The sequence below is a fragment of the Gordonia sp. PvP123 genome, assembly GCF_040547295.1.
GTDB classification, from domain to species: Bacteria; Actinomycetota; Actinomycetes; order Mycobacteriales; family Mycobacteriaceae; genus Gordonia; species Gordonia terrae.
Genome location: NZ_JBEPPN010000003.1, coordinates 243,262 through 269,492, shown reverse-complemented (window position 1 = coordinate 269,492; position 26,231 = coordinate 243,262). Strand labels below are relative to the sequence as shown.

Genomic DNA, 26,231 nt, shown 5'->3' with positions numbered 1-26,231 from the left:
ACGGTCGGCCCGGCCCGTGAGCCCGGGTCTGCCCGGCCGTCGTCGTGAACGCCGGGACGTCGAATGAGCGACTCGTCCAACCCGGAGATCGTGGTGCCGGACGGCCCACGACAGTTCGCGCTCAGCGCGGCCCAGCGTTCGCTGTGGTTCACCCAGCAGGCAGCGCTCGATGTGCCGATCAACGTCGCCCAGTATGTCGAGATCGACGGGCCCATCGACGCCGAACTCTTCGTCGCCGCGACGAGCGCGGTGGTGCAACACGCGCAGTTCACCCAGCTCCGGTTCGTCGACACCGAGGACGGGCTCGTCGGCGTCTACGACCCCGGCCTGCACTACTGGGCCGACATCATCGATCTCCGTGACCGGCCCGACCCCCGCGCCGTCGCCGAGGAGATGATGGCGCAGGACTATTCGCGTCCGCTCGATCCACGCGTCGACCGGACGGCACGCGGTTGCCTGTTCCGGCTGTCCGACACCAAATCCCTGGTCTACAACCGGGGCCATCACCTGCTCTCGGACGGGATGGGTGGCAAGGACCGGATGGTCGAGGCCCTCGCCGCCTATCACGCCGCGGCGACCGGGGAGCCCGCTCCGGCGCAGAAACCGGTCGACCTGGACCTCCCCGCCCGGGCCGACGCCGAGTACCGCGCGTCGAAACGGTTCGGCACCGACCGCGCGTACTGGCGGGACAACATGGCGGGCGTCGGCATCGCGGCGACCCTGGCGCATCGTCCGGGGCGTCCCGCGGCGGTGGCCCGTCGAGTCGCGTCGGCGGTGCCCCCGGCCACCATGGCGAGGCTGCACGAGGCCGCGCACCGCGGTTCGACGATGCTGCCCAACGTGCTGGTCGCCGCCTTCGCCGCCTACCTCGGCCGGGCGGCCGCGCAGGGCGACGAGGTCATCTTCCAGTTCCCGGTCGCCGCACGGACGACCGCGGCGCTGCGGGCCACCCCGCTGCCGGTGGCCAACATCGTGCCGCTGCGCACCGGGGTCACCGGTGCGGGCACCGTCGCCGACGCCCTCCGGACCACCCAGACCGCGCTCATGGGTGCGCTGCGCCACCAGCGGTATCGCGGGGAGGACATCTGGGCCGACGTCGCCGGAGACGAGTCCTCGGGGGCGACGCCGCGGACGGCGGCCCAGGAACGTTCGGGTCCGATGCTCAACCTGATGCTGTTCGACCGGGAATTCCCCTGCGGCGACGCGCGCGCCACGTTCCACATCCTCACCGTGGGCCCGGCCGACGATCTGACGATCAACATCTACCCCGTACCCGGCGAGGACCAGGATTCCTCGCTGATGATCGGCGTCGAGGCGAATCCCAACCGGTACGACGATGCCGAGGTGGCCGCACACCACGGTCAGTTCCTGTCGATGCTCGACACGTTCGCCGATGCGTTCCTCCGCGAGCCGGACACCCGGGTGGACGACCTGCCGTTGCGATTCCCCGAGATCGACACCGACGCCGGCACCGAGACCGACACCGGCGCGAGGCAGCCGGGCAGCCTCTGGGAGGCCCTGACCGACGCCGCAGCCCGGCGGCGGCACGAGCCCGCGGTGGAGTACCCCAGGACGTCCGTACCCGCGCTGCTCACCTTCGAGCAGCTGCACGCCCGTGCGGGCCGACTCGGGGCGCAACTGCGCACGGTCGGGGCGCGGCCCGGTGTCACGGTCGCCATCGCGGTGGCGTCGGATGCGGACCGGTTGCTCGCCTGGTGGGCCGTCGCCGCGTCGGGAGCCGCCGCGCTCCTGGTCGATCCCGCAGCGCCGCAATCGATTCCGCACGCCGTGAGCGGCGCGCCCGGCGCCCTGCTGGTGATCGCGGACGACGCCACCGATCCGCCCGCCGGCGTCTCCGCCGGTGAGGTGTGGACACTTGCCGGACTGGCCGACGTCGCGCCGGCGCCGGGATCGGCGGCGTCCCGCCCGGACGACACCGCGTGTGTCGTCCACGGAGTCGTCGGAGCTCTCGGGGCCGCGGACGTCGTCGCGATCCCGCAGCATGCCGTCGCGACACTCATCGTCGACGGGGTGTTCGCCCCGGCGGCGTCCGGCCCGGGCTACGGACGACTCGCGTGTATGGCGCCGAAGGCCTCCTGGGCGTCGCATCTCGAGATGGCCGCGTGCGCCGCTCACGGGCTGCGCCTCGTCGACCCGGACACCGACCTCGCGACGCACGCCGTCGTCCCTGCCGGACCGCTCGACGAGACCTCGGCCGGCGCGGCGACGACCGTGCTGGTCGTCGACTCGGGCACCATGCCGGCGCCGACCGTGCGGTTCGCGTTCGGGCGGGACGTACGGACCGCCTACAGCCCGGGTGGCGTGCTGGGGCCCTACACCATCACGGACCGCATCCGCCCGGATCGGCCGATCGACCGACCGTTGCCGAGTGGACGGCCGCGACGCGGCGTCGATGTCGCGATCCTCGACCACCGGCTGCGTCCGCTGCCCCCGGGGATCACCGGTGACATCTACATCGCGGGAATCGGTGCGCCACAGTACGTTGTCGGAGACGGCGCCCGGACCGCGACGATGATGGTTGCGTGCCCGTGGCAGCCCGGCCGACGGATGGTGGCCACCGGGGACCGTGGCCATCGCGAGCCGGGAACGGGCGACGTGGTCATCGACCACCGTGCCGGGGACATCGTCGAGATCGACGGGGTCCGGGTCGATCTCGCACTCCTCGAGCGTGCCGCCACCGAGGTGTCCGGTGTCGCCGTGGCGCGCGCGGCAGTGCTCGGCGACGGTGTCGGGATCGCTCTGTGCCTGTCCCCGGCCGGACGCCGAACGGCCGGGGAATCCGAAGACAGTGATCCACACCATGTTCGGGCCTCGGTGCGACGCCGGGTCAATGCGGAACTGCCGACGGTGCTCTGGTTGCGCCGGGTGGCCATCCTGGAGTCGGTGCCGCTCGACGCGGTCGGTGTCGCCGACCGTGCCGACGTCGCCGAGCTGATCGCGGCGGCACCGGAATCCCGGGCCGCGCAACGACGCCCGTCGACGCCGCTCGAACACGCCGTCGCCGACGCGGTGACGCACGTTCTCGGTGTTCCCGATCCCTCGATGGACGACGAACTCGTCCAACTCGGTGCCACGTCACTGGGATTCATGCAGCTCGCAACGCACCTCGGTGACTCCCTCCGGGTCGTCGTGAGCATGCGTGATCTCGGCGAGGTCACCACTCTCGCCGAACTCGCGGCGGTACTGGAGGCGGCGGAGCAAGGTCGTTCCGGGCCGGGGGAGTCGCCGGGAAACCCGGGGGTCACCCGCTATCGCCCGACCCGTGCGCAGCAGGAGATCTGGCTGCTCAACCGCGCCGACAGGCATGCGACCGTCTACCACCTCCCGGTGCGACTGGTTCTCGCCGAGGGGGTCGCGGCCGACGTCGTCCGTGCCGCGCTCGTCGATGTCGCGGCCCGGCACGAGGCGCTGCGGACGGTCTATCCCGACACCGGCGGGGAACCGGTGGCGGTCGTCCGCGGAGTCGGCGACGCGCGGATACCGGTTCCCATCACCACCGGCACACTCGATGCCACCGGCGTCGAACTCGCGGTCTCGGCGCCCTTCGACCTGACCGTGGACATGCCCTGGCGTGCAGTTGTCGACGAGACCGGCGCACAGACCGAACTCGTGCTCGTCGCGCACCACATCGCGGTCGACGAGTGGTCCCTGCACATCGTGGTCGACGACTTCGCGCATGCACTGCGCGCCCGTCTCGACGGCGGGGAGCCGGTGTGGACCGAGGATGCGGTGGGCTTCGGGGCAGCGCTGAACGCGCGGTCGCACGCGATCGATCCGACCGCAGAGGTCCACTGGGCGAAGGTCATGCGCGAGGCTCCCATGCGCCTCGCGTTGCCCGAGCCGGCGCGGGCACTGCCGGCGGGACTCACCTCCGGTCCGGCGACGACCCTTCGTCGGACGATCGGTCGCGACGCCCGCGATCGGGCCTCCGTCCGAGCGCGGAACGCCGGGACGACTCTGAACACCCTTCTGTGCGTGTCTCTCTCGGCCACCATGGCCGAGTACTCGGACACCGACGACATCGTGATGTCGGTGCCCGTGTCGGGGCGGTTCACCACCGAGGAACTCCGGCCGGTCGGCATGTTCGTCGAGACGGTGCCGGTGCGTACCATCGGCGTTCGGCACAGCGGCGTCGCCGAGGCCCTCGCCCGCGTCGGAGCAGATCTCACGGCTGCGATCACCCACGCCGATGCGGCGCCGACCGGACTCGCCGACGTCATCTTCGCCTACCACGCCTCCCGGCCGGATCTCCCCGGCGCCGCCGTCTTCGCCGATGTCGAGACGCTGCCGACCGGCCAGGCACGAACCGCGCTGGAACTCACCGTCTTCGACGACCCGGAGGGGCTGTCGGTCGCGCTGACCGTCGCCGGGCGACGCGTCGACACCGTCGCGGCCGAGCACCTGCTCGATCGTTTCGTGGAGACGGTCGTCGCGCTCGGTGTCGCGTCCCCGGAGTCGGTCATCGCCCGATGCCTCCCGGTACCGACCGCTCGGACGAGAAGCGGCGGGGTCCGCCGGACCACGCCCGTCGACCCCATCGCCGCGCTGCGGCGTCAGGCAGACACCCGGCCGGACGCGCCCGCGGTGGTCGCCGGCGACGCGACCCTGACCTACCGGGAACTACGCGACCGGGCCGAAGCCGTCGCGATCAGGCTGCGCGAGAACGGGGTCCGGCCGGGTGATCGGGTCGCACTGATCCTGCCGCGCAGCGCGGACACCGTGGTCGCCATCGTCGCGGTGCTGATGGCCGACGCGGTGTACGTGCCGATCGAACCCGGTGACCCGCCGTCCCGCACGGAGCTGATCCTGGCCGCGACCGCACCCGCCGCGTTCATCGAGGACGGAACCGAGGTCCGTCCGATTGTGGACGGGGTTCGGGCACAGCCGGTTCCGGGCGGGGCGTATGTGATCCACACGTCTGGTTCCACCGGCGTCCCGAAGGCCGTGATGGCGACCCGGGCGAACCTGGCGGCGATGCTCGGAGCGGCGCTGGACACCATCGAGGCGACCGAACGCGACGTGTGGAGTTGGGTCCATTCCTACGCCTTCGACTTCTCGGTCTGGGAGATCCTGGGCCCGTTGGCCTCCGGCGGCCAAGTCGTCGTGCTGCAGCGCGAGACGGTCCTCGACCCGGGGTTGCTGTCCGCGGCGTTGGACCGGTACGGGGTCACCGTCTGCTCGCAGACCCCGACGGCCTTCGGCAACCTCATCGACCCGGCGGTGTCCGCCACCGGTGTGCAACCGGGACCGCGGACGCTGCGGACCGTCGTCTTCGGCGGAGAACCGTTGTCGCCGAGTTCGTTACGGAACTGGGCGGTCGCACATCCCGAGGTCGGGCTGGTGAACATGTACGGCATCACCGAGACGACCGTGCACCTGACGGCCACCGAGGTCGACGTCGACGACGAGCGAAGCGACATCGGAATCCCGCTCGACGGGGTCGCGACGGCCATCCTGGGCCGGGATCTGCGTCCGGTCCCGGTCGGCGCCGTCGGCGAACTGTATGCGAGCGGCGATCAGGTCACCCTCGGTTACCACAACGCGCCGGGAGTCACCGCGACGCGATTCGTCGCGGACCCGAACGGTTCCGGACGCCGGATGTACCGCACCGGTGATCGCGTGCGCGAACTCGCCGGTGGTCGGATGGTCTATCTCGACCGCACCGACGACCAGGTCCAGATCCGCGGCCACCGTATCGAACTCGGCGAGATCGTGGCCGCGCTCCGCGACGTGCCCGGGGTCGGTGACGCGCGTGTGCTGGTCGATCCGGGGAGCCGTCCCGGCGACGAACGGCTTCTCGCCTTCGTCACCGAGGACGGTCTCGCCGACTTCGACGTCCTGGACGCCCTCGACGAGGACCACCTCCGCACCGCCTGCGCGAACCGGCTTCCGGGCCACATGGTTCCGGTTCGGGTCGCGATCGTCGACGGCTGGCCGATGACGTCGACCGGCAAGCTCGACCGCCGTCGGCTGACCGGCCTGCTACCGCAGGTTCCGGGGACGTCGCCGCGGGCGCTCACGGCGACCGAGCAGTCCATCGTGGGCGCCATGCGGACGGTGATCGGAACCGAGGCCGTGCTCGACGCGGACACCAACTTCTTCGCAGCCGGGGGAACCTCACTGTCGGCGGCGCGGCTCGCGGCCGCGCTCGCCGGAACGGGCGATCACGTCGCCGTCGCCGATGTCTTCGAGTACCCGACGGTGGCCGCCCTCGCCGCGCACATCGAGGCCACGGCGCACACCGTACGTCCGGTCGACGGCGTCCACCCCGGTCTCGCGCCGCTCGCGGCCGGGGCAGACCTGACCCTCACACCCGAGCAGATGGACCTGTGGCTCCGGTGGCGGACCGAACCGGACTTCACCGGCTACCTCATGCCCCTCGCGCTTCCCGTCGACGCCCGCCCCGACGCGCTCCGCCGTGCCCTCGTCGAAGTCGTGACGCGGCACGACGCGCTGTGCACCGTGTTCCCGGTCGGAGCCGACGGGCCGGTGCAACGCCGCCTCCGCGACGAGTACGTCGTGGAAGTCCTGGAAGAAGCACTGGCGGCGACGATCCCGGTCGCCGACGCCGAGTCGGTGGCGGCGACGCTGGGAACACTGCACGCACCCATCGACCTGGCTGCCGAGCTGCCGTGGCGGGTCCGCATCGGCGAGATGGGCGGTCAGAGCTGGCTTCTCGTCGTCGCGCACCACATCGCCGTCGACGGCGAGTCGTTCCCCATCCTGTTCGCGGAACTGGGTTCGGCGTTGGCCGGCACACTCTCCGCACGCGGCGAGATCGACTACCGGGAGTACTCGGCGTGGCGATCGCGGACGCTGGCCGCGCGGCACGCCGAGCTGGTCGCCCACTGGGTCTCGGCGTTCGACCGCGCCGTGGAGCCACTGCGGCTCCCGGAACTCACTCCGGGGAACCAACACCCCTCCGTCCCCGAGGAGCACTCCCCAGACCCGCACTCCCCGGACCGGACAGTGGTGCACCGTACGCACCGAAGCCTCGACCGATCCGAGACCGCGAGCCTCGACGAACTCGCCGTGACGAGACGGAGCACGCCGTTCATCGTCGTGCACACCGCACTCGCGGCGGTGCTGGCGAGACAGGCCGGGACCGACGTCGTCACGGTCGGCACGGCACTGTCCGGACGGCTCGATCCGCGACTGCTCGCCGTACCGGGACTATTCGCCCGCGCCGTGCCGCTGCACACCCCGATCGACCTCGATCTCCGCTTCGTCGACCTCCTGGCGACGGTCACCGCGGTCGATCTCGGCGCGTTCGCGCACGCGGATCTCCCGCTCACCGAGATCACCGAGATCGCCGATCCCGAACGGGTGAAGGCCGGGACCCCGCTCTTCGAGGTCTCGTTCGGCGCCGTCCCGGACGAGCTCGTGGCGGCCGGCGGTGACGGCGGAGGCGCGGGCATGGCGCCCGGCGGCCCTGCGCTGTGGGGTGTTCCGCTCTTCGGTGTGGATGTGTCGATGTTCCGCCGGGACGGTGCACTTCACCTGACCATGGCGTGCACGGGTGCGGTGGCGAGCGCGGCGCGGCTGGATGCGTTGTGCGACCTCGTCATCGAGACGATCCGAGGCGGCGTGCGGGAACCGCTCCGCCCGGTCGCGGCCCTGCTCGCCCCCGCGGTCTCGCCCCCGGACCTCCACGCGCAGAGCCGAACCCGGGGCCCCGAGACGCTCGACGAGCTGCTGACCGGACGTCTCGCCGCCGAACCGGACGCGATCGCGGTCGTCGACCGCCGCCATCTCGGCCCGGGACCCGGTTCCGCACTGACCAACGCCGACCTCGACCGGTCGGCGACGCGTGTCGCCCGCGAGCTCATCGCCTCGGGGATCGGTCCGGGTGACGTCGTGGTCGCCCTGCTGCCGCGTTCGGTCTTCGGCGTCATCGCGACCGTCGCGGCGGCGCGCGCGGGAGCGGCCTTCGTCAACGTCGATCCCGCGGATCCGGCAGGTCGGAAGCAGATGATCGTCGAGCGGTGCCGGCCGCGTGCGGTCCTCACCCTCGCCGCGGAGTCCGTGCCCGCGGGGGTCCGGGCGATCGCGCTCGACGAGATTCTCGCCCGCGACCCCGATCCCAGCGCGCGCACGCCGGGCCCGGCGCCGTTCGACACCACCGAGCGGGTGCGGCCGTTGTCGGTGGACGACGTCGCCTACATCACCTTCACGTCGGGAACCACCGGACGGCCCAAGGGGGTCCAGGTGACCCATCGCGGCCTGTCCGGCTGGGCGCGAGACACCGTGACCCGCCTTCGGCTCGATCCGCCGGACAGGGTGTTGCACACGTACGCAACCGGATTCGACGCCCACCTGATGGGTGTCGTGCCGCCTATGGTCGCCGGCGCGACCATCGTCATGTGCCCGCCCGACGTCATCGCGGCCGACGAACTGACCGGGTTCGTCGACGCCGAGCGGGTGAGCGTCCTGCTGACCACACCGTCGGTGCTCGCGACCATGCGTTCGCCCGAACTCCCCGGTGTCCGGCACGTGGCGGTCGGCGGTGAGCCGCTCGGCGCGGGGCTGGTCCGCGACTGGACCGTCGGGCACACGCTGAGCAACGAGTACGGTCCGACCGAGGCCACCGTCGCGGTGAGCAGTGCGCGGTTCACCACGGACCCCAGCGGGCCGATCTCCATCGGCTCTCCGCTGCGGGGAGTCGGCATGTACGTGTTGGATTCCGCGCTGCGGCCGGTCCCGGACCACACCGTCGGTGAGCTCTACCTCGCCGGAAACTGTCTGGCGCGGGGCTATCTCGGCGACCCGTCGGCCACGGCGCGCGGGTTCGTCGCCGATCCCCACGGCGACGGCGGCCGGATGTACCGGACCGGCGACCTCGTCCACCGCCGCCCGGACGGCACCTTCGTGATCCACGGTCGCACCGATGATCAGGTGAAGATCCGCGGCGTGCGTCTCGAACCGGGCGAGGTCGACGCGGCGCTGTCGGGGCTGCCCGGCGTCGCGACATCGGTGACCGCGACGCGGACCACCCCGGCGGGGGAGAAGATCCTGGTGTCGTGGGTGGTGGCCGAGGACGGCGCACAGGCCGCGGACCTCTCCCGACAACTGGCACACCTGTTGCCCCGCAGCATGATCCCGAGCGCATTCGTGTCGGTGTCGGCGCTGCCGATCGGGCGGAACGGGAAGATCGACGTGGCCGCGTTGCCCGATCCCGACTTCGCCGGCGCCGCGACCGCTCCCGCTGCCCGCGCCGGCCGCCCGCCCGCCGGCGCCACCGAAGAACTGGTGTCGGCGGTATGGGCCGAGGTCCTCGGACGTCCGGTGGCGTCCATGGATGCCGGGTCCGACTTCTTCACCGAGGGTGGCACCTCGCTGTCGGCCACTCAGGTGACGTCGAGGCTCGCCGCGGCGACCGGCGCGGACATCGGGGTCCGCGTGATCTTCGAGGCGCGCACGGTGGCGGGTGTCGCCCGGCGCGTCGATGAGCTGCTCGCCGGCGCCGGCGGCGTTGCCGTGAGCGCAGCGCCCGCACGACTCCCGGTGCCGGAGGTGCTGCCACTGGCATATCCGCAGCGCCGCATGTGGATTCATCACCACGTCGAGCCGCTCTCGACGGCATACCATGTTCCGGTCGTGCTCCGGATCCGCGGACGCGTCGATCTCGCACGCCTGCGAAAGGCCGTCGACGAGGTCGTGGCGGCCCACGCCGTTCTCCGGACGGTCTATCCCGATTCGCCGTCCGGGCCGCGACAGCGGCGTATCGAGCATCGGAGTCCGGTGCTGCGGCATCGCCTCGTCGACGCGGCGGCCGGTCCCGAGGGCCTTCGTCGGGAGATCGAGGGCTTCCTTCGCCTGCCCTTCGACCTCGAGTCCGAGTCGGGGTTCCGGGCCACGGTTTTCGAGCTCGACGCGGCCGACGATCCGCACACCCATCTGGCGGCGGTGTTGCACCACATCGCGATCGACGGATGGTCGACCCGGGTGTTGCTCGCGGACCTGCTCCGCGCATACGACGGCCAGCGGCTCTCGGTGGCGGCCGACGAGGCGTTCACCTACGCCGACTTCACCCAGTGGCAGATCACGCGGCTCGGTGATCCAGCCGATCCACACAGCAGATACGCGCGAGAACTGCGGTACTGGGCCTCGACGCTCGCCGATGCGCCGGGTCCCCTCCGGTTGCCGGGCAGCGTCGATCCCGGCGGCCCGGACACCGGCCGGAATGCGGCGGCCGGCCGCGTCGTCGGGCGGTTGTCGACCTCCATCGTCGGCACCGAAACCCTGCACCAGACCGCGAAGACGCTGTCGGCGAGCGTCTTCCAGGTCGCGCATGCCGCGCTCGCCGCGCTGCTCGGACAGTGGACCGGCGAACGGGACCTGCTCATCGGTGTGCCGGTGCACGGCCGGCATGCGCCGGAATGGGAGTCGGTGGTCGGCATGTTCGTCAACACCGTCGCGCTGCGGACCGATCTGCACCCGGGGTCGACGATCCGCGAAACCGTCGAGCGGGCACGGGATGCCGCCCTGGCCGCACAACTGCACAGCGAGGTCCCGTACGAGGACGTCGCTCGCATGGTTCGCCCTGATGACCGGGCGGCGGGGGACCCGCTGATCTCGGTGTTGCTGGTCAACCAGGACGTCGTGCCCCAGTCGTCGGGCGAGGTCGTGCTCGCCGGGCCGTCGTCGAATGACCGAGGACCCGGCGCGGACTCGGTGGTGGCGACCCTGGTGCCGGAGTTCACGGCCACGGTGGACGCGAAGTACGACCTCGAAGTCGTTCTCGCCGAACAGGACGACGAGTTGCACATCACCGTCGTGCACTCCGCATCCGTGCCGACCGAGGTCGCGCGTGCTCTGCTCGACGACTTCCGCGGATTCCTGCTGGCCGCGGCCGGCGATCCGGGGCAACCGTTCCCCGTCGCCGGTGCGCCGGTCGCCGACGATGTGGCGGCCCACCAGGTGCCGGGAGCACGGTCGGTCGGTGAGCCGGTACCCGTGGCGTCCGTTCGCCCGGCGTCATCGGCTCCACTCGTCCGGGCGATCACCGAGGTGATGTCCGAGGTGCTCGAGGTGCCGCCGGGATCGGTGGGGGAGGCCGACGACTTCTTCACGCTGGGCGGTACCTCGCTGTCGGCCACCCGGGTGACCTCCGCGCTCGGCCGTCGTCTCGGTGTGCGGGTACCGACCCGCGTGCTCTTCGAGAACCCCACCCCGATCGCACTGGCGCAGGCGCTGACCGAACTCCCCGACGAGCCGGCCGACGCCGACCCCGCCCGGGATGCCGTCGCCGTGCCGACGGTGGGCCCGGCCGAAGGCGAGGCCGACCACGGCGATCTGCCGCTCGCCCCGACGCAGCGTCGGATGTGGGTGGGCGCGCAGATGCTCGGTGCCGTGCCGATCTACGCGGTGCCCGTGGTGGTACCCGTTCCCACCGGGGTCGGCGAGCCCGCGGTCGTCACCGCGGTGGAGACGCTGATCGACCGTCATCCGGCCCTGCGCACCCGGTACCTCGCCTCACCGGACGGACCTCGGCAGCGGGTTCTGGGTGCGTGGCGGCCGCCCATCCGGCGGGTGGGCACGGCCCGGCTCGCGACCGGCGACGGGATCGGGATGCTCGGGGAGGCCTTCGATCTCAGCGGCGAACCGCCGGTCCGGGTGTGGCTGATCACCGGCGACGACGAGGTGACGCCGGTGGCGACGGTGCTGATCGCGCACCACATCGCGATGGACGGCGAGTCGGCCGCGATCGTGGAGCGCGAACTCACCGCGCTTCTCGCCGGCACCGACCTCGGCCCGGCGCCGACCGGTTTCCCGGTGGTCGCCCGGCAGATGGTGGCCGACGAAGAGCGATCCCGGGGAGATCTGCTGGACTTCTGGCGTCGTGCCCTCGAGGGGTACAGCGGTGAACTCGACCTCGCGCAGCGACGCCCCGCCGTTCGTGACCTCCGGACCGCCACGATCGAGTACCCACTCGAAGCGGTTGTGGGGCAGGCGGTGTCATCAGCCGCTCGGCGGTCGCAGGCAAGCGAGTTCCACATCCTGCACGCGGCGGTGGTACTCGCCCTCGCGGTGCAATCAGGGTCCGACGACATCGCGCTGGCCACCCCCGCGTCCATGCGTCGCGACACCGGCACCGCCGGCACGGTGGGCATGCTCATCTCCACCGTCGTGTTGCGTACCCGGGTCGCCCCCGGCATGACGGTCGGCGACCTGATCACGCGTGTCCGCGACCAAGACCTCGCGGCGCTCGATCATGCCGCCATCGCCTTCGATGATGTCGTCGCGCTGATCGATCCGCCGCGCGTACCCGGACGCCATCCGCTGGTGCAGGTCGCGTTCTCGCTCGCGGACCCGGCCGGCGGGCCGAATCCGGTTGCGAACGAGCCTGATTCCGCGGGCGCCGATGCCGACACCGATTCCGCCGACGCCTGGACCGTGCCGCGCAGCGAGTTCGATCTCCACATCGTGGCGGTGCCCGACGCCGGAGGCTGGCGGTTGCGCGTCCACCATGGCCGGGAACTGTTCGACGAAGCCATGATCCGAGCGCTCGGTGAGCGGCTGGTGGCCGCGGTGACGGCGGTGGTCGGGGAGCCGTCGCACCGCCTCGCGGCGGTCGAACCGCTCACCGGCGCGGAGCGGGGATTCGTCGCAGGCCGGGCGCGGTCGTCGTCGCCGACGGGGGCCGAACCGCTGCTGGCCGAACTCCTCACCGAGGCCGTCGCGGCGTTCGGCGACCGGCCCGGCATCGCCGACGAGAACCGGTCGCTCTCCTACCGCGAGCTCGACGCCTGGGTGTCGGTGACCGCGCGCGCGCTGCGGCGGCGCGGTCTCGGTGCAGGCGACGCCGTGGCCGTGGTGGTGCCGCGATCGATCGAGTCGGTGGTCGCGATCTGGGCGGTGAGCCGGATCGGTGGCGTGTGCGTACCGGTCGACGTCACGTACCCCGCGGCGCGGATCGACCACGTGGTCGCCGGCGCCCGGGCGAGTGTGATCACGTCCGCCGACATCCCCGCACAACCCACGGAACCGGTGATGTCCGAACCGGTCACACCGGTGTCGTGCGATGCGCTGGCCTACATCATCACGACGTCGGGCACCACCGGGACCCCGAATGTCGTCGGGGTGACCCATCGGGGGGTCCACCGGGTGGCCGCGCTCGCCGACGTCGAATCGACGGACCGGGTCGGGATGGCCATCAGTCCCGGATTCGACGCGACGTTCCACGACATGTTGCTGCCGCTCGCCGCGGGTGCAACGCTCGTGGTGGTCCCCGCCGGGATCGCGGGCGGGGACGACCTGACGAGGTTCCTCGACGACACACGCGTCAGCGTGTTCACGGCCACCCCGTCGGTCGTCCGCACGCTACGGCCGGCGGCGATCGGTGCGCTGCGTCTGGTGTACATCGGAGGTGAGGCGCTGTCGGCCGACCTCGCCGCGACGTGGTCCGAGCACGCACAGGTCCGCAACATCTACGGCCCCACCGAGACGACGGTGACGGTGTCCACCTCCGCCTACCGTCGCGGCGACCCGATCCGGCTGGGACATCCGCGCCCCGGCATCGGCGCCGAGGTGCTCGACGCGCAGTTGCGCCACGTCCCGCCGGGCGTCGTGGGAGAGCTGTACATCGGCGGAACCGGGGTTGCCCGAGGCTATCTCGGCGATCCGGCGCTCACCGCGGCGAGTTTCGTCGCCGCCCCCGACGGCAGTCGCCGCTATCGGACCGGCGACCTGGTGCGGTGGGATCGCGACACCGGCGAACTGGTCTACGTCGGGCGGGCGGACCGCCAGGTCAAGATCCGCGGGCAGCGGGTGGAACCCGCCGAGATCGACGCGGTGATCGTGCGGGCGGGTGCCGACCGGTCGGCGACGGTACTACGGCGGGGACCGGTGGGGCCCGCCCTCGTGTCGTACGTGGTGTCACCGTCGGTGCCGGTCGCCGAACTCCAGGCCGAGTGCCGGTCGTCGCTGCCGCGGCACATGGTGCCGAGCCGGATCGTCGCGCTCGATGACCTGCCCCTCAGCGGTGCGGGCAAGATCGACACACGGCGACTGCCCGAACCCGTCTGGTCGGAGTCGGTGCGCGAACCCGGGACCGACACCGAGGCAGCGGTTCTGGATGCCTTCCGTACCGTCCTCGGCGAGCCGACACCCGAGCATGGCGCGGGCCGCCATGCCGACGGGAGCGCCACCGGGATACACGTCGGCATGGATGACGACTTCTTCGCCGCCGGCGGGCACTCGCTCGCCCTGCTGCAGTTGCGCGACGAGCTGGCGACCCGGACCGGGCGGGTCCTCGACGCGGCGGACCTGTTCGGCCACCGCACGCCGGCCGAGGTCGCCCGATTGCTGGACGGGATCGCGGCAGTGGATCTCCCGGCGCGACGCGTGTTGCCACTGTCCCCGGGCCCCGCCGAGCGGCGCCCGGAGATCTGGTGTGTGCACACAGCAGCAGGCATCGTCGAACCGTTCCGGGTGCTGGGCGACTCCCTGCGATCGGCCTCCGTGTTCGGGCTGCAGCTGCCCGAACTCGTGCTCGCCGGCCGGGAACTCCCGTCGACGGTCGAGGGCATCGCGGCACTGCACGTCGAGGCCATCCGGTCGACCCAGCCGCAGGGACCGTACCGGCTCGTCGGCTGGTCTGTCGGTGGTGTCATCGCCCACGAGATCGCCCGCCGGCTCGTCGAACTCGGTGCGGAGGTCGCGCTGCTGGTGCTGCTCGACCCCCGGACGCCCGCCGAACTCGCAACGGTCGACGACGAGGAACTGCGCGCCGCCGATCACCCGCTGCGAGAGCTCGCCGAGCGGCATGACCCCGAGGCACTGCGCCGTTTCGACGAACGGACGCGGAGTCTGGCCGGCGCGGCTCGTTCCTACGACCTGGGCCCGGTCGCCGTCGACAAGGTCGTCTACGTTGCGGCGCAGGACAACCCGGACCCGCAGGAGTGGGCACGGGTGGTCGATCCCGGCGGGCGGGGCGTCGTCGACGTGATGTACACCGACGCGACACATGCGCAGTTGGGTAATTCGGACGTGATGGCGCGGGTGGCCCGCAGAATCGAGGAGGAATGGTGACCGTATCCGATCAGGCGGCGACGCCGCAGATGTCGATCCTGTTCGTGTGTACGGGCAACATCTGCCGTTCGCCGATCGGCGAACGCGTGCTGGCCGGTCTCGCCGGCCGGGCCGGTGTCCCCGTGACGTCGACCAGTGCCGGTGTAGGGGCACTCAACGGCCAGCCCATCCACCCGCACGCCTCGGCCGTGCTGGTCGAGAACGGCTACGACGCAGCGGGTTTCGAGTCCCGGTATCTGCGGCCGCCGATGCTCGCGGAGTTCGACCTCGTGCTGTGCATGAGTCGCGAACACCGCGCCGCAGCGCAGCAGATGGCGCCGGCTCGGTGGAAGCGGGTCTTCACGCTGACCGAGTTCGCCGCGCTCTGCGACCTCGGTGCGCTGCCGGAGATCATCGCCGGGCGCGGGCGTCTCGACCCCAACGCGGAGCAGCTCGACATCGTGGACCCGATGGGCCGGCCGCGTGAGGACTTCGATCGCGTGTTCGCCGAGGTCGAGCCGAAGGTGGAGGCGGTGGTCGGGTGGTTGGCGGCGAATGCCGGCTTGGCGCCGGCGCCGGGAGCGGGGGAGGTCCGATGATCCGGCGTCTCGCGGGCAACCGCGTCGTTCAGGTCGTCGCGGTCCTGCTGGTCCTCACCGCGGCGGCCACGGTCTGGCTGGCGTATTCGGCGTTCCAGGTGCGCGACGACCTGGAGTCGGTGCGCACGGACGCGAGCCGAGCCCGGACCCTGATGCTCGACGGCGATCAGGCCGGTGCCCGGCAGGCGGCCGAGGCGGCGTCGGCGCGCGCCCGGGACGCCGAGGACCGGTCCTCGGGCTTCCTGTGGTCGGCGGCAGCGGCCGTGCCGGTCGTCGGTTCGCCGCTGAAGTCGGTACAGCAGATGAGCGATGCCGTCGCGGTGCTCTCGGCCGACGTGCTGGTGCCGGCGGCCGACCTCGCCACCGTCCTCGACCCGAATCGATTGCGTACCGGCAACACCGTCAACCTCGCGTTGCTGCGTGACGCCCAACCCGCACTCAAGTCGGTGGCCGAGAAGTCGGCCGAGGTGGCCGAGCAGGTGTCGGCGATCGAGCCGAGCTGGCTGGGCGTGGTTGCCGATGCCCGCGACCAGCTCGCCGAGCAGGTCGATGCCGCCGATTCGACGGTGCAGGCCACGAGCATCGCCGCCGAACTCGTCCCGGCGATGCTGGGCGCCGACGGTCCCCGGAACTACTTCATGGCATTCCAGACGCCGTCGGAGGCACGCGGAACCGGCGGTCTCGTCGGCGGTTTCGCGGTGCTGAACGCGACCGGCGGGCGGGTGACCATCCCGGAGCTCGGCGCCAACTCGGAGTTCCGTGATCCGGCCACCCCGCAGATCGACCTGGGTCCCGAGTACGACGCGATCTACTCGTACTACCGGCCGTACACCGACTTCCGGAACGGCAATCTGAGCGCCCACTTCCCCGACGCCGCGCAGATCTGGCTCGCGAACTGGCGGGCGCAGACCGGCAGGCAGCTCGACGGGGCGATCGCGCTGGACCCGATCGCGCTGAAGTACGTGCTCGAGGTCGTCGGGCCGGTGACGGTGGGCCGCGAGAAGATCACCGCCGACAACGTCGTCCCGATCACGCTGTCGACGGCCTACCAGCGCTTCGCCGACGACAACCAGGCCCGCAAGGACTACCTGCAGTCGATCTCCCAGGCCGTCGTGAACAAGCTCGTCACGTCCGGTGGGAGCACCCGCAACCTGCTCGAGGCGCTCGGTCGTGGCGTCCACGAGCGACGGATCATGATCTACAGCACCGACGACGAGAACCAGCGGATCCTCGAGTCGACCAAGCTGGGGCACCAGATCTCGGACACCTCCTCGCCCTACCTGCAGGTGGCCGTCGGCAACGCGTCCGGGACCAAGCTGGACTACTACCTGCGCCGCGAGATCAGCTATACCTCCGGCGGATGCGACGGTGACACAAGGGAATCGACGATCACGGTGAAGCTCACCAACACCCTCGACACCGCCGACAGGACCGACTACGTCGCCGGAAACCTCGGCACCGAACTCTCGGTGAAGAAGGGCACCAACCTCGCCAACGTCGAGTTCCTCGCGACCAAGGGTGCGGTCCTGAAGGAGATGACCCTCGGCGAGGGCGGGGCGTTCTATGTGGAGCAGGCCCTGCACGGCCGCCCGTACTACTCGACGCGCGTCGGCATCGCCCCGGGGCAGACCGCCACCATCGTCCTGACGATCGACGAGCCCACCTCCGCGCACGGCGACGCCGAGGTCCCGATCCAACCGCTCGTCGACGACCCCACCGTGAACGTCGACGTCCCCGCGTGCGGCCCGGAGGACTAGCTGAAGAAATGGGTGAGGTCGTCAACGCCTCGGCGTTCGATCGGTTGAGTACGCCGGTACCGTGTGGGAGCGGCGTCACTGTGGAGTTGTCAAGGGACGGATGCGGTCCCGGCCATCGGACGGGTGCAAAGGTGCTACGCGAGAACTGTTGTCGGAAGGTCGGTCAGGCGGCGTCGTCGAGGCGCATGGTGCGGCGGTTGTAGGCGGGTAGTGGACGTCGCTGCGGGTCGATGGTGGCAGGCGGAACGAGCCAGGGGTGGCGGTCGAAGCCCATCACGACGTCCCAGCCGTGATGGTGGACTTGGGTGTGGCACCGTTGGCAGAGCAGGCATCCGTTGTCGAGGTCGGTGGGACCGCCGTCGGCCCAGTGCGCGATGTGGTGCACCTGCGTATGTGACGGTGGTGCACCGCATTTGACGCAGCATTGGTCGCGCACGATGACCGCCTTGCGTAAATGCGGCGGGTACAGTCGGTGGGTGTGCCCCATCTGCAGCGGTACGCCTTCGCCGTCAAGGACGATCTCCGTCAGCGAACCGTCGCACGACACCTGTTTGGCGACGGCCTCACTGACCGTTCCGGTCCACGGCAGGGACGCGGGATCAGCGCCGGTGGCAGGGATCGTCACCAACAGTTGCGTCCGTGGTGAACCGACCGAGTCGAGGGTGGCGCCGAGTGCGGCTTGGTCGAGGATCAACTCGAACGCATCGGCGCGCCGTTGCTCAGCGGAGCGTCGATCATCGGCGCCGTCGGGTTCGGGCCTCGGGCAGGCTCGTTCGTCGATCATCGAGAGGAACTTCTCGCCGACCACCTGAGTGAGGTCGGCGCGGATGTCGACCCGTCCGTCGTCGGTGGTGTGGACGTTGACGGTGTTCAGCGTCGAATCATCGGCGGCTGACACACCGGTGTCGGTGGTGTCGGCAATGGTGTTGCCGATGGCTCGGGCGTACTTGTCTACTTCTGTCGGTGTTGCACCTGACAGCGCTTGACCGAGCAGGACAGTCTCGTAACCGGCACGCTCCTCGTCGGAAAGCGCTGTCGGCGAGCGCTTGTCGATCTGTGCCATGCCGCGGATGATGGCGTCGGTGACTTCGCTCGACAGGCGTCCGTCGGCGGCGTGACGGGCCAGGGTGGGCAGTGTGGGGAGAGCGTCGACGCTTCGCATGGCACGTAGAGCCGCAGCGGGTGCGTAACCGATCTCGATCAACACCTTCCTGGTGGTCCCACCGGCCTTCTGCGCGACGCCCAGTTCATCGAGTTGCACTGCGTGCGTGACGATCTGGTGATCGATGGTGTTGCGGAGCAACCGCAAGGTGTTGAGAGCGTCGAATGTCTTTCTGCCAGTAGGGTCGTCGGCGGGCGGGGTGGTCTCGATGAGCTGGTCGAGGAGGGTGGTGAGCTCTGGCATGACTCCAAGGTACCGGAACATTCATTCGATGACGAGGTGTTTCCACAGCCTGATCATCGCGAAATATGTTGCTGTTGAGTCATATTCAGGAACTCTAGACGCGTCTGGCAACAACAGTGAACAGAAGTCACGCCCGTTTCAGATGCGGCCGCTCGCACGCCCCTGGGCTCGTTCGCAGGCAAAGGGTTCGGTTCTGGTGGAGCGGTCTCGGTCCGTGCTGTCGGTGGCGGCTGGTAAGGGGCACGTCGGAGGCGGTGCGGAGCTGGCGGTACCGAGGATGTCGGGAGGTGTGATCCGTCTGTCGCGCAAGGGTTAAAGGACTTCATTGCGAGTGCGTGTCCGCCGGTCGAAACCTATTGATTGCGCCGAGGTATCGTCGCGGTTGTGGAGCCGCCGTCAGTCAGGTTGCGGTGACGCACTGGACCACACGGTTGCGCGCGGCACAAGTCGGTGACGGTGATGCCACCGTGGCGGCGGCAAACGTTCACGTTCTCCGCAGATCCCGAGTTGGGGAGTAGCCAAGTCCAAGCTGAGCCGGACGCCACCGATCTTGCCGATGCGACTGGGGGGGAGCCGCAGAGGCGACTCGCGACCGCAAGCGAAACGGCACCACGATGCTGTTCGCGGCACTGGAGGTAGCCAAGGGCATCGTGGCTGATCGATGCTACAAGCCGTCACGGCTGCGCCGATCTCCTCGACGTCATAAAACGGTTGCAAGGGCACATCCGCGCAAGATGGCATCGTGTGCGACGTCCGAAGGCATCCACGCCCACGCCAGGACCCCACCGACTTGAGGCGCGCGACACGAAGCACAGTCGCGTGGTGAGTCGAGCATCTGGGCGGTCACAACACCCGATGGATGCGCCGGCACCAGCGCACGTGGGTGTCGGTGAACCGTTGACAGACAACGTATTTCACCCGGACCCGACCCCGGATGCCTGGCCGACGGGGTCCAATCGAGGGTTTGCCCGCCGATGTCCGATGAATCCGGTCAAGGCGGTCGACGCAACTATCGACGTACCCGCCGGCCGCGTTCCGCGGCGAATTCGCGGCCTGCAGCCGGCGGACGCTCGGGCACCCGCCTCGGTAGTAGTTCAGTAGTGGTGGCTCAGTAGTAGTACGGGTAATCATCCCAGCGCGGGTCGCGCTTCTCGAGGAAGGCGTCGCGGCCCTCGACCGCCTCGTCGGTCATGTAGGCCAGGCGGGTTGCCTCGCCCGCGAACACCTGCTGGCCCATGAGGCCGTCGTCGGTGAGGTTGAACGCGAACTTCAGCATGCGTTGCGCCGTCGGCGATTTGCTGTTGATCCGACGCGCCCACTCGATGGCGGTGGTCTCCAGGTCGGCGTGCGGTGCGACGCGGTTGACCGCACCCATCCGGTGCATGGTCTCGGCGTCGTAGGCCTCCCCGAGGAAGAAGATCTCGCGCGCGAACTTCTGCCCGACCTGCTTGGCGAGGTAGGCGCTGCCGTACCCGGCGTCGAAGGAGCCCACATCGGCGTCGGTCTGCTTGAACCGGGCGTGTTCGGCGGACGCGAGGGTCAGGTCGCACACGACGTGCAGGGAGTGCCCACCGCCGGCGGCCCAGCCGTTGACGACGGCGATGACGATCTTGGGCATGGTGCGGATGAGTCGCTGGACCTCGAGGATGTGCAGCCGCCCACCCTCGGCCTTCACCCGCGCCGCGTCGACGGTGTCGGCGCCGGCCGCTGCGACGTCGTCGTCGTGCGAGGTGGCGTACTGGTAGCCCGAACGTCCGCGGATGCGCTGGTCGCCGCCGCTGCAGAACGCCCACCCGCCGTCCTTGGGGCTCGGGCCGTTTCCGGTCAGCAGGATGGTGCCGACATCGGGAGTCCGGCGCGCATGGTCGAGGACGCGATAAAGCTCGTCGACGGTGTGCGGTCGGAAGGCGTTGCGGACCTCGGGGCGGTCGAACGCGACGCGCACGATGCCGTGCTCGCGCCCCTCGCCGACATGGCGGTGATACGTGATGTCGGTCAGGTCGTCGAAGCCGGGCACCGCGGCCCACGACGCCGGGTCGAAGGGCTGGTCGGCGGAGTCCTGGGTGCCTGGCGTCCCCGTGGTTTCTGGCGTGGCAGTCATGGAATCAGCCTATCGACGCCACGTCCGGGGAGTTCCCCGCGGCCGACGCCGCGTGGATTGGTGAGCAGAGGTCACGAAGTCGACACAACTCCGACGCGGATTGCATTCAAGTACTGGACTGTGGTCGGCCGTCGCCCCAACATCACCGAAATCTCAGTTTTGGGTGCTTAGCTGTTCGTATGGCTGTATGGGGGTGGATTCTGATCGTCGGGGGCGCGTGGTGTGTGCTGTCCGCGGCGGTCGCGGTGATCGTCGGGAGGGCGGTCCGAATCCGAGACGAGAAAGAGCGCGGACCGCGCGGGGTTCCGGACTACATCCCGGAGTCCACGCGACGGCTGGCCCGCGGAGGGGTCTGCGTGGATCTGGCCGACCGCCGACGAACCGGGCGGAAGACCGACACCGGCTAGGCTCCGACGTCGCTGCCTCTTATACGGTTGATCGGTGAGTGAAGCGAACGATCGCGCCGTCGAGGCCGTCGAAGAGGACCCGCACGAAGGTGGTTTCCGGGCGCACACGGCCGTCACCACCGAGCGCGGCGGCCCACGCTACGGAGAGTTCAGCGAGCAGGTTCGGCTGCTCATGGACAACGCTCGGTACGCCTGCCCCGACGACGCGCTCGTGGACGAACTCATCGACCACCTCACAGCCGTCAACGAGAAGCTGGCGAAGGTCCGGATCGACGAATGGCATTCACCGGCCGGGACCCGGATCGACCTGCCGTCGCGGGGCAACATCACCCTGCCGCCGTACGAGGTCAAGGAGTTGACCGAGACCGGGGTCATCGCCGAGCTGACGTTCCGTGATTTCCACCTCGGCGGGAACAACGCCGCACACGGCGGGCACGTGGCGGTCGCATTCGACGACGTCGGCGGCTTCGCGTCGGCGGTCGCGATCCAGGCCGTCAGCCGGACCGCCTACCTGAACGTGCAGTACCGGTCCATCACGCCGCTGAACACGCCGCTGCGTATCCACGCGTGGGCCGACCGCATCGAGGGCCGCAAGGTGTTCATCAAGGGCACCCTCCACGACGGTGACCGCCTCTGCGCCGAGATGGACGCGCTGTTCATCAAGCTCAACCCCGGGCAGGCCTAGCTCACCCGCGCACGGGCAACCGCCGGCTGACCTCCACGGGCGAGTCCGCGCGCGAGAGCCGCATCACGATGGTCGGCGCCTCGTCGGCGTCGAGCGGCCACGTCTCGAGCATCTCGCGACGCAGGGCGGCCAGTTCGTCGCCGTGATTGCTCGACAGCGCGCGGGCGGTCTCGTCGTCGTCGGCATAGAGGAATGTCGGCGTCATGGGATGGACCGCGTAGCCGAGTCGCTCGGCGGCCACCCACAACTGTTCCGCGACGATCCCCCCGCGCAGATAGTCCACCGCTGCCGTGCCCCGCTGCACCAACACGAGGACCGCGGACGACGACGCGACCCGTGAGCCGGCGTCGGCGCCGAGCGCGGTGCCGCCGCCCCATTCGTCGAGCAGGGCCATCACGTCGGCACGGCGCAGCACGTCGAGCATGCCCGCCATCGCCGGTGGCAGGTCCAGCGAGGCGACGTCGATGCCTTCGGCGGCAGCCGGGTCGGTGGTGAGCTCCAGGAACATCTCGCGGTGCAGTTCGGGCGTCAGGAACCGGGCGCGGTCCGACCGGGAGATGATCGAGGCGTAGCGGTCGATGTCCCTGCGGTCGGTGAGGGCGAGCAGGCGCGTGCGGTCACTCGAGGCGGCGGCATGCAGCCGACTGCGGTCCGCCTCCGACAGCGGTGACCCGTCCCCGACGCCGCGTCGGGTCCCGCGGGCGAGCAGCGCGCTCAGTTCCGCCTCCGCGTCCGGCGACCGTGAGCCGGTGTCGAGGCCCTTCAACCGTGCCCGACCGGCCAGCGTGCCTGCGTCGTCGATGATCTCGATGTCGTCGAGCACCCCGCGTGCCGTCGCCGCCACGCGGGCGTTGTACAGCGCCGCACCGACCGCCACCGCCGATGCCCGGTGCTCGACATCGAGGGTCGAGGTGCGCGTGCGGTCGAGGGTGATGGTGACGGTGTCGTCGTCGGAGGTGATCTCCCACGGTTGCTGGTTGCCCGCGGACGGCGCACGCCTCGCGGCGTGCACGACGAGTTCGCGGTCGCCCATCGCCTCGACGCGCGAGTCCTCACACGGCGACGCGAGCGGTTCGGTGCTGCGCGCCGCCTGCGGACCGTCGTCGGCGACGGCTGTGCCGATCGGGTCCTCGAGACCGTCGAGCCAGGAGTCACGATCGAAGCGGACGCGTCCCGAACGCAGCGACTTGCCCTGGACGAGGCGGCGAACCGCCGCCGCCACCGTCGCACCGCCCAGCAGGACATCGCCGCCGAGTTGCGGCCAGGCGGTCACCGTGTGGCCCAGTTCGATGGCCGACGCCGCCATCGGTGCGGTCACCTTCGTCGGCTCGAGCACCCGGACGGCCAGCGGGGTGAGGGCCGCGCGGTCGAGTCCGACGAGATCCTCGATCTGCAGATCGCCCGCCAGACCGTGGAAAAGCGGCCGCTCCGGTTCGAGGTCGAACCTCTCGACATCGAGTGTTCCGCCGTCGCTGGTTTCCATCAGGACCGGAATTCCGCGCGACCGACACTTCTCGCGGACGAGCACCTTCACATCGAAGGAATCGCATTCTTCGACGACAATATCCAGCCCGTCGAGGAATTGATCGATGTTCTCGGTTGTTATTCCCCCCGAGTACACGACGGTGGTGAGATATGGATCGATCTCGGAAATGCGCCGCGCGGCGACCACGGCCTTGTTGTCGTGAATATCCATGAGGGTCGCCGGAATTCGATTCATATTGGTCAGTTCGAGTTCGTCGAAATCGGCCAGACGCATTTCGCCCGCGAGCCCTTCGAGTGCCAGTGTGAGCGATATCGCATGTCCCACACTCAATCCGACGACACCGATGCGGAGGTCGCCGGCGGCGGCCTGCTGAGCCGCGGTCAGCTTGTGCCGGTTGCGGTCGAGTCGGAGGCGCCGGAACGTGCGCGGACCGGGGATCTTGACGAGAGCGTTGCGCCAGGGGAAGTGCGCGAAACGCGGGCTCTCGTCCCGCAGCGCCGGCTCCGCGGGCGGGAGGAGTTCGTCGAGCGCGCGGCTCGTGCGCCCGGTGATGTCGGACACGATCAGGGCGGGTTCCGCGGTCAACTCGACGGGTAGTTCGTCCGGTGAGTAGAGGGTGGCGGCAGTGTCCGGCGGCGTGTTCATACACCCATCGTGTCGCACGGGATTGCACGACGCCAACCGTCAATGCGGCGGTTCGGGGAAAAGAAGTGTGCTTGTCGGAGTGCATAAATGCGCCCCTGTGGCAGCATTACACGCGGGGTCGGGGGAGATCTCGTCTCTAAATTTCCTAATTACCGGAAGGCAATACTGCGATGAAAAAGATGTCAGCCACCAATGATCAGGTTCGTACCGGCATGCTGCGAGCGGTCGCGCCCGAAACCGGGACGGAGTACTCGGTGGTCGTGGCGAGCCCGCGGTCCGAACCCGAACTCTGGCACGAGTACCTGTCCGGCGCGGACCTGTCCTACCACCGCCACGGGTGCGCGGCCGCGCTCGAGTACGACGAGGTCGCCGGTGGCGACGGCACGGCGATGTTCTTCGCGGTGCTCGACGTCGAGGGCAAGGTCGTCGGCGGCCTGCGGGTCCAGCCCCGTTTCGACGCGGCCGCGCAGTCCCATGCGCTGGTCGAATGGGCCGGCCAGCCTGGTCAGGTGCAGCTCGTCAACGCCATCGAAGAGCGTCTGCACGGCGGCATCGTCGAGGTCAAGACGGCCTGGGTCGACGAGCGTTCGCCGATCGCCGGCTCGGTTGCGGGGCAGCTGTCGCGGCTGGGACTGGTCATCATGGAGCTGTCCGGGGTCGACGCCATGATGGCGACCGCGGCCGACCACGTACTGCGACGCTGGCAGTCCGGCGGTGGACGCGTCGACGAGTCGGTGCCGGCGACGCCGTTTCCGGACGACCGCTACCGCACCCGGCTCATGTGGTGGGATCGTGCCCGGCTGAGCGGCCTCACCAGTCCGGAGACCTGGCGCCGCATGCGGCGGGAGGCCGACGAGCTCCAGGCGGTGACGACTCAACGCCCGCTGGTGCGGCTGTCGATGTCGACGAAGTCGGCCGGCCGGCGGTAGAACACCTCGTAGAGGCTCGCCGACGGCGGTGACACCGTTCGTTCCGCGTCGGCGGCATGCGCGCTCGGTGCCCCGTCGTTCCAGATCACCTCGTCGATGGACTTGATCACGGTGGTGTCGCGGCCGTTCTCCTTCGCCTGATACACGCAGTCGTCGGCCTGTCCGAGGAGATTGCCGATCACGTCGTCGGTGGAGAAGGCGGTCTCGAAGTGACCGGAGACCAGGTGGTCGCCCGCGACGCGCAGCGGCGCGCAGACACCGCCGACGCTGATGGTCACCGGTGCGGCGGCGGCCACGGCGGCACGTAGGCGTTCGGCGCTGAGCCACAGCTCGTCCGCATCGTGGACGACGTGGAACATGAGGAACTCCTCGCCGCCGTAGCGACACACCTCCGAACCGACGGGGGCGTGTTCCCGGATCGCGGCCGATGCTGCCAGCAACACCCCGTCACCGGCGAGATGGCCGTACTGGTCGTTGATCCGCTTGAAGTGGTCGACATCGAGCAGCAGGATGCCGATCCAGCCCGTGGACGAGCGTGCGGCAGAAAGCAGTTGCGACGCACGGATCAGGAATCCTCGGCGATTGAGCAGGCCCGTCAGCGGATCGATCCCGACGAGGCGGGTCTGCTGGTCGAGCACGGCTTCCATCGATTTCCGTAAGGCGACCACGAGGAAGACCGGCACCACGATCAGGCCGAGCATCGCGCCGAAGCTGATCAGGTATTCCGGAACGGACGACGTGGTCACGCCCAGGACCACCGACGCGCACACCACCGCGAGCGCCAGGTGGGACAAGATGAGCCGGGTCGTGGCGGAGATCGCGCCGATCGCGGGGATGACCGCGACGATCGCCAGGACAAGGGTCGAAGAACGTGGCGAGGCGAGGATCATCGAGGTGCCGCAGATCCCGACGATGCCCAGACCGCCGAGGAACGCGAACTCGAGATCGGTCAGCCGGGCGCGAATCGCCGTCACCGCGAAGACGACCGCGATGAACGACCAGATGGTGAGCAGGATCGGCATCCCGCCCGGGTAGAGGGTCTCGGGCGCGAGCACGCTGATGACCGGGAGTGGGATGACACCGCCGGTGCTGATCAGCGTCGCCATCGACCGGGCGTCGTAGCGACGGAGCACCCTCCTGATCAACGCCATCAACCACGACCGCTTTCCGTCGGCGGCTGTGGA

General features: G+C 70.1%; 10 protein-coding genes. 6 read left to right on the top strand and 4 right to left on the bottom strand.

Features of this window, described 5'->3' with window-relative positions; all coding sequences use genetic code 11:
- The first annotated feature begins 63 nt into the window (after window positions 1-63).
- From ABIC25_RS06625 to ABIC25_RS06615, 3 genes are read left to right on the top strand one after another with little or no spacing between them, the layout of a single operon-like run.
- Window positions 64-15,054, top strand: a complete 14,991-nt coding sequence (locus ABIC25_RS06625; protein WP_354560547.1) for a non-ribosomal peptide synthetase — start codon at window positions 64-66, stop codon at window positions 15,052-15,054.
- A complete protein-coding gene (locus ABIC25_RS06620; protein ID WP_354560545.1) occupies window positions 15,048-15,632 on the top strand; it encodes a low molecular weight protein-tyrosine-phosphatase in 585 nt (194 codons plus the stop codon). Before ABIC25_RS06625 ends, ABIC25_RS06620 begins: the two co-directional genes overlap by 7 nt.
- A complete protein-coding gene (locus tag ABIC25_RS06615) occupies window positions 15,629-17,389 on the top strand; it encodes a DUF4012 domain-containing protein (protein ID WP_354560543.1) in 1,761 nt (586 codons plus the stop codon). The genes ABIC25_RS06620 and ABIC25_RS06615 overlap by 4 nt, the downstream gene beginning before the upstream one ends.
- Before the next feature lie 163 nt (window positions 17,390-17,552).
- Here ABIC25_RS06615 and ABIC25_RS06610 read toward each other — a convergent pair whose 3' ends face one another.
- Window positions 17,553-18,815 carry an HNH endonuclease gene (locus ABIC25_RS06610; RefSeq protein ID WP_354560541.1) on the bottom strand — a complete coding sequence of 421 codons (1,263 nt, stop codon included), beginning with the start codon at window positions 18,813-18,815 and terminating at the stop codon, window positions 17,553-17,555.
- A gap of 1,087 nt (window positions 18,816-19,902) precedes the next feature.
- Complete coding sequence (locus ABIC25_RS06605) at window positions 19,903-20,895, bottom strand: 1,4-dihydroxy-2-naphthoyl-CoA synthase (RefSeq protein WP_248644767.1); 993 nt, start codon at window positions 20,893-20,895, stop codon at window positions 19,903-19,905.
- 179 nt (window positions 20,896-21,074) lie between these two features.
- Between ABIC25_RS06605 and ABIC25_RS06600 the strand changes: the two genes are divergently transcribed.
- Both ABIC25_RS06600 and ABIC25_RS06595 read left to right on the top strand, forming a co-directional pair.
- Complete coding sequence (locus ABIC25_RS06600; RefSeq protein ID WP_180819350.1) at window positions 21,075-21,302, top strand: hypothetical protein; 228 nt, start codon at window positions 21,075-21,077, stop codon at window positions 21,300-21,302.
- Between the two features lie 34 nt (window positions 21,303-21,336).
- A complete protein-coding gene (locus ABIC25_RS06595) occupies window positions 21,337-21,987 on the top strand; it encodes a PaaI family thioesterase (RefSeq protein WP_064569585.1) in 651 nt (216 codons plus the stop codon).
- A 1-nt stretch (window position 21,988) separates the two neighbouring features.
- On the opposite strand, the gene ABIC25_RS06590 is transcribed toward ABIC25_RS06595, so the two are convergent.
- Window positions 21,989-24,118, bottom strand: coding sequence for an Rv1355c family protein (locus tag ABIC25_RS06590; RefSeq protein WP_354560539.1), 2,130 nt, complete (start codon window positions 24,116-24,118; stop codon window positions 21,989-21,991).
- A 170-nt stretch (window positions 24,119-24,288) separates the two neighbouring features.
- Between ABIC25_RS06590 and ABIC25_RS06585 the strand changes: the two genes are divergently transcribed.
- Window positions 24,289-25,047 carry a hypothetical protein gene (locus ABIC25_RS06585; RefSeq protein WP_420871521.1) on the top strand — a complete coding sequence of 253 codons (759 nt, stop codon included), beginning with the start codon at window positions 24,289-24,291 and terminating at the stop codon, window positions 25,045-25,047.
- Here ABIC25_RS06585 and ABIC25_RS06580 read toward each other — a convergent pair.
- A complete protein-coding gene (locus tag ABIC25_RS06580) occupies window positions 24,993-26,198 on the bottom strand; it encodes a GGDEF domain-containing protein (RefSeq protein WP_239450666.1) in 1,206 nt (401 codons plus the stop codon). The two genes, ABIC25_RS06585 and ABIC25_RS06580, sit on opposite strands and share 55 nt — an antisense overlap.
- Window positions 26,199-26,231: the final 33 nt, after the last annotated feature.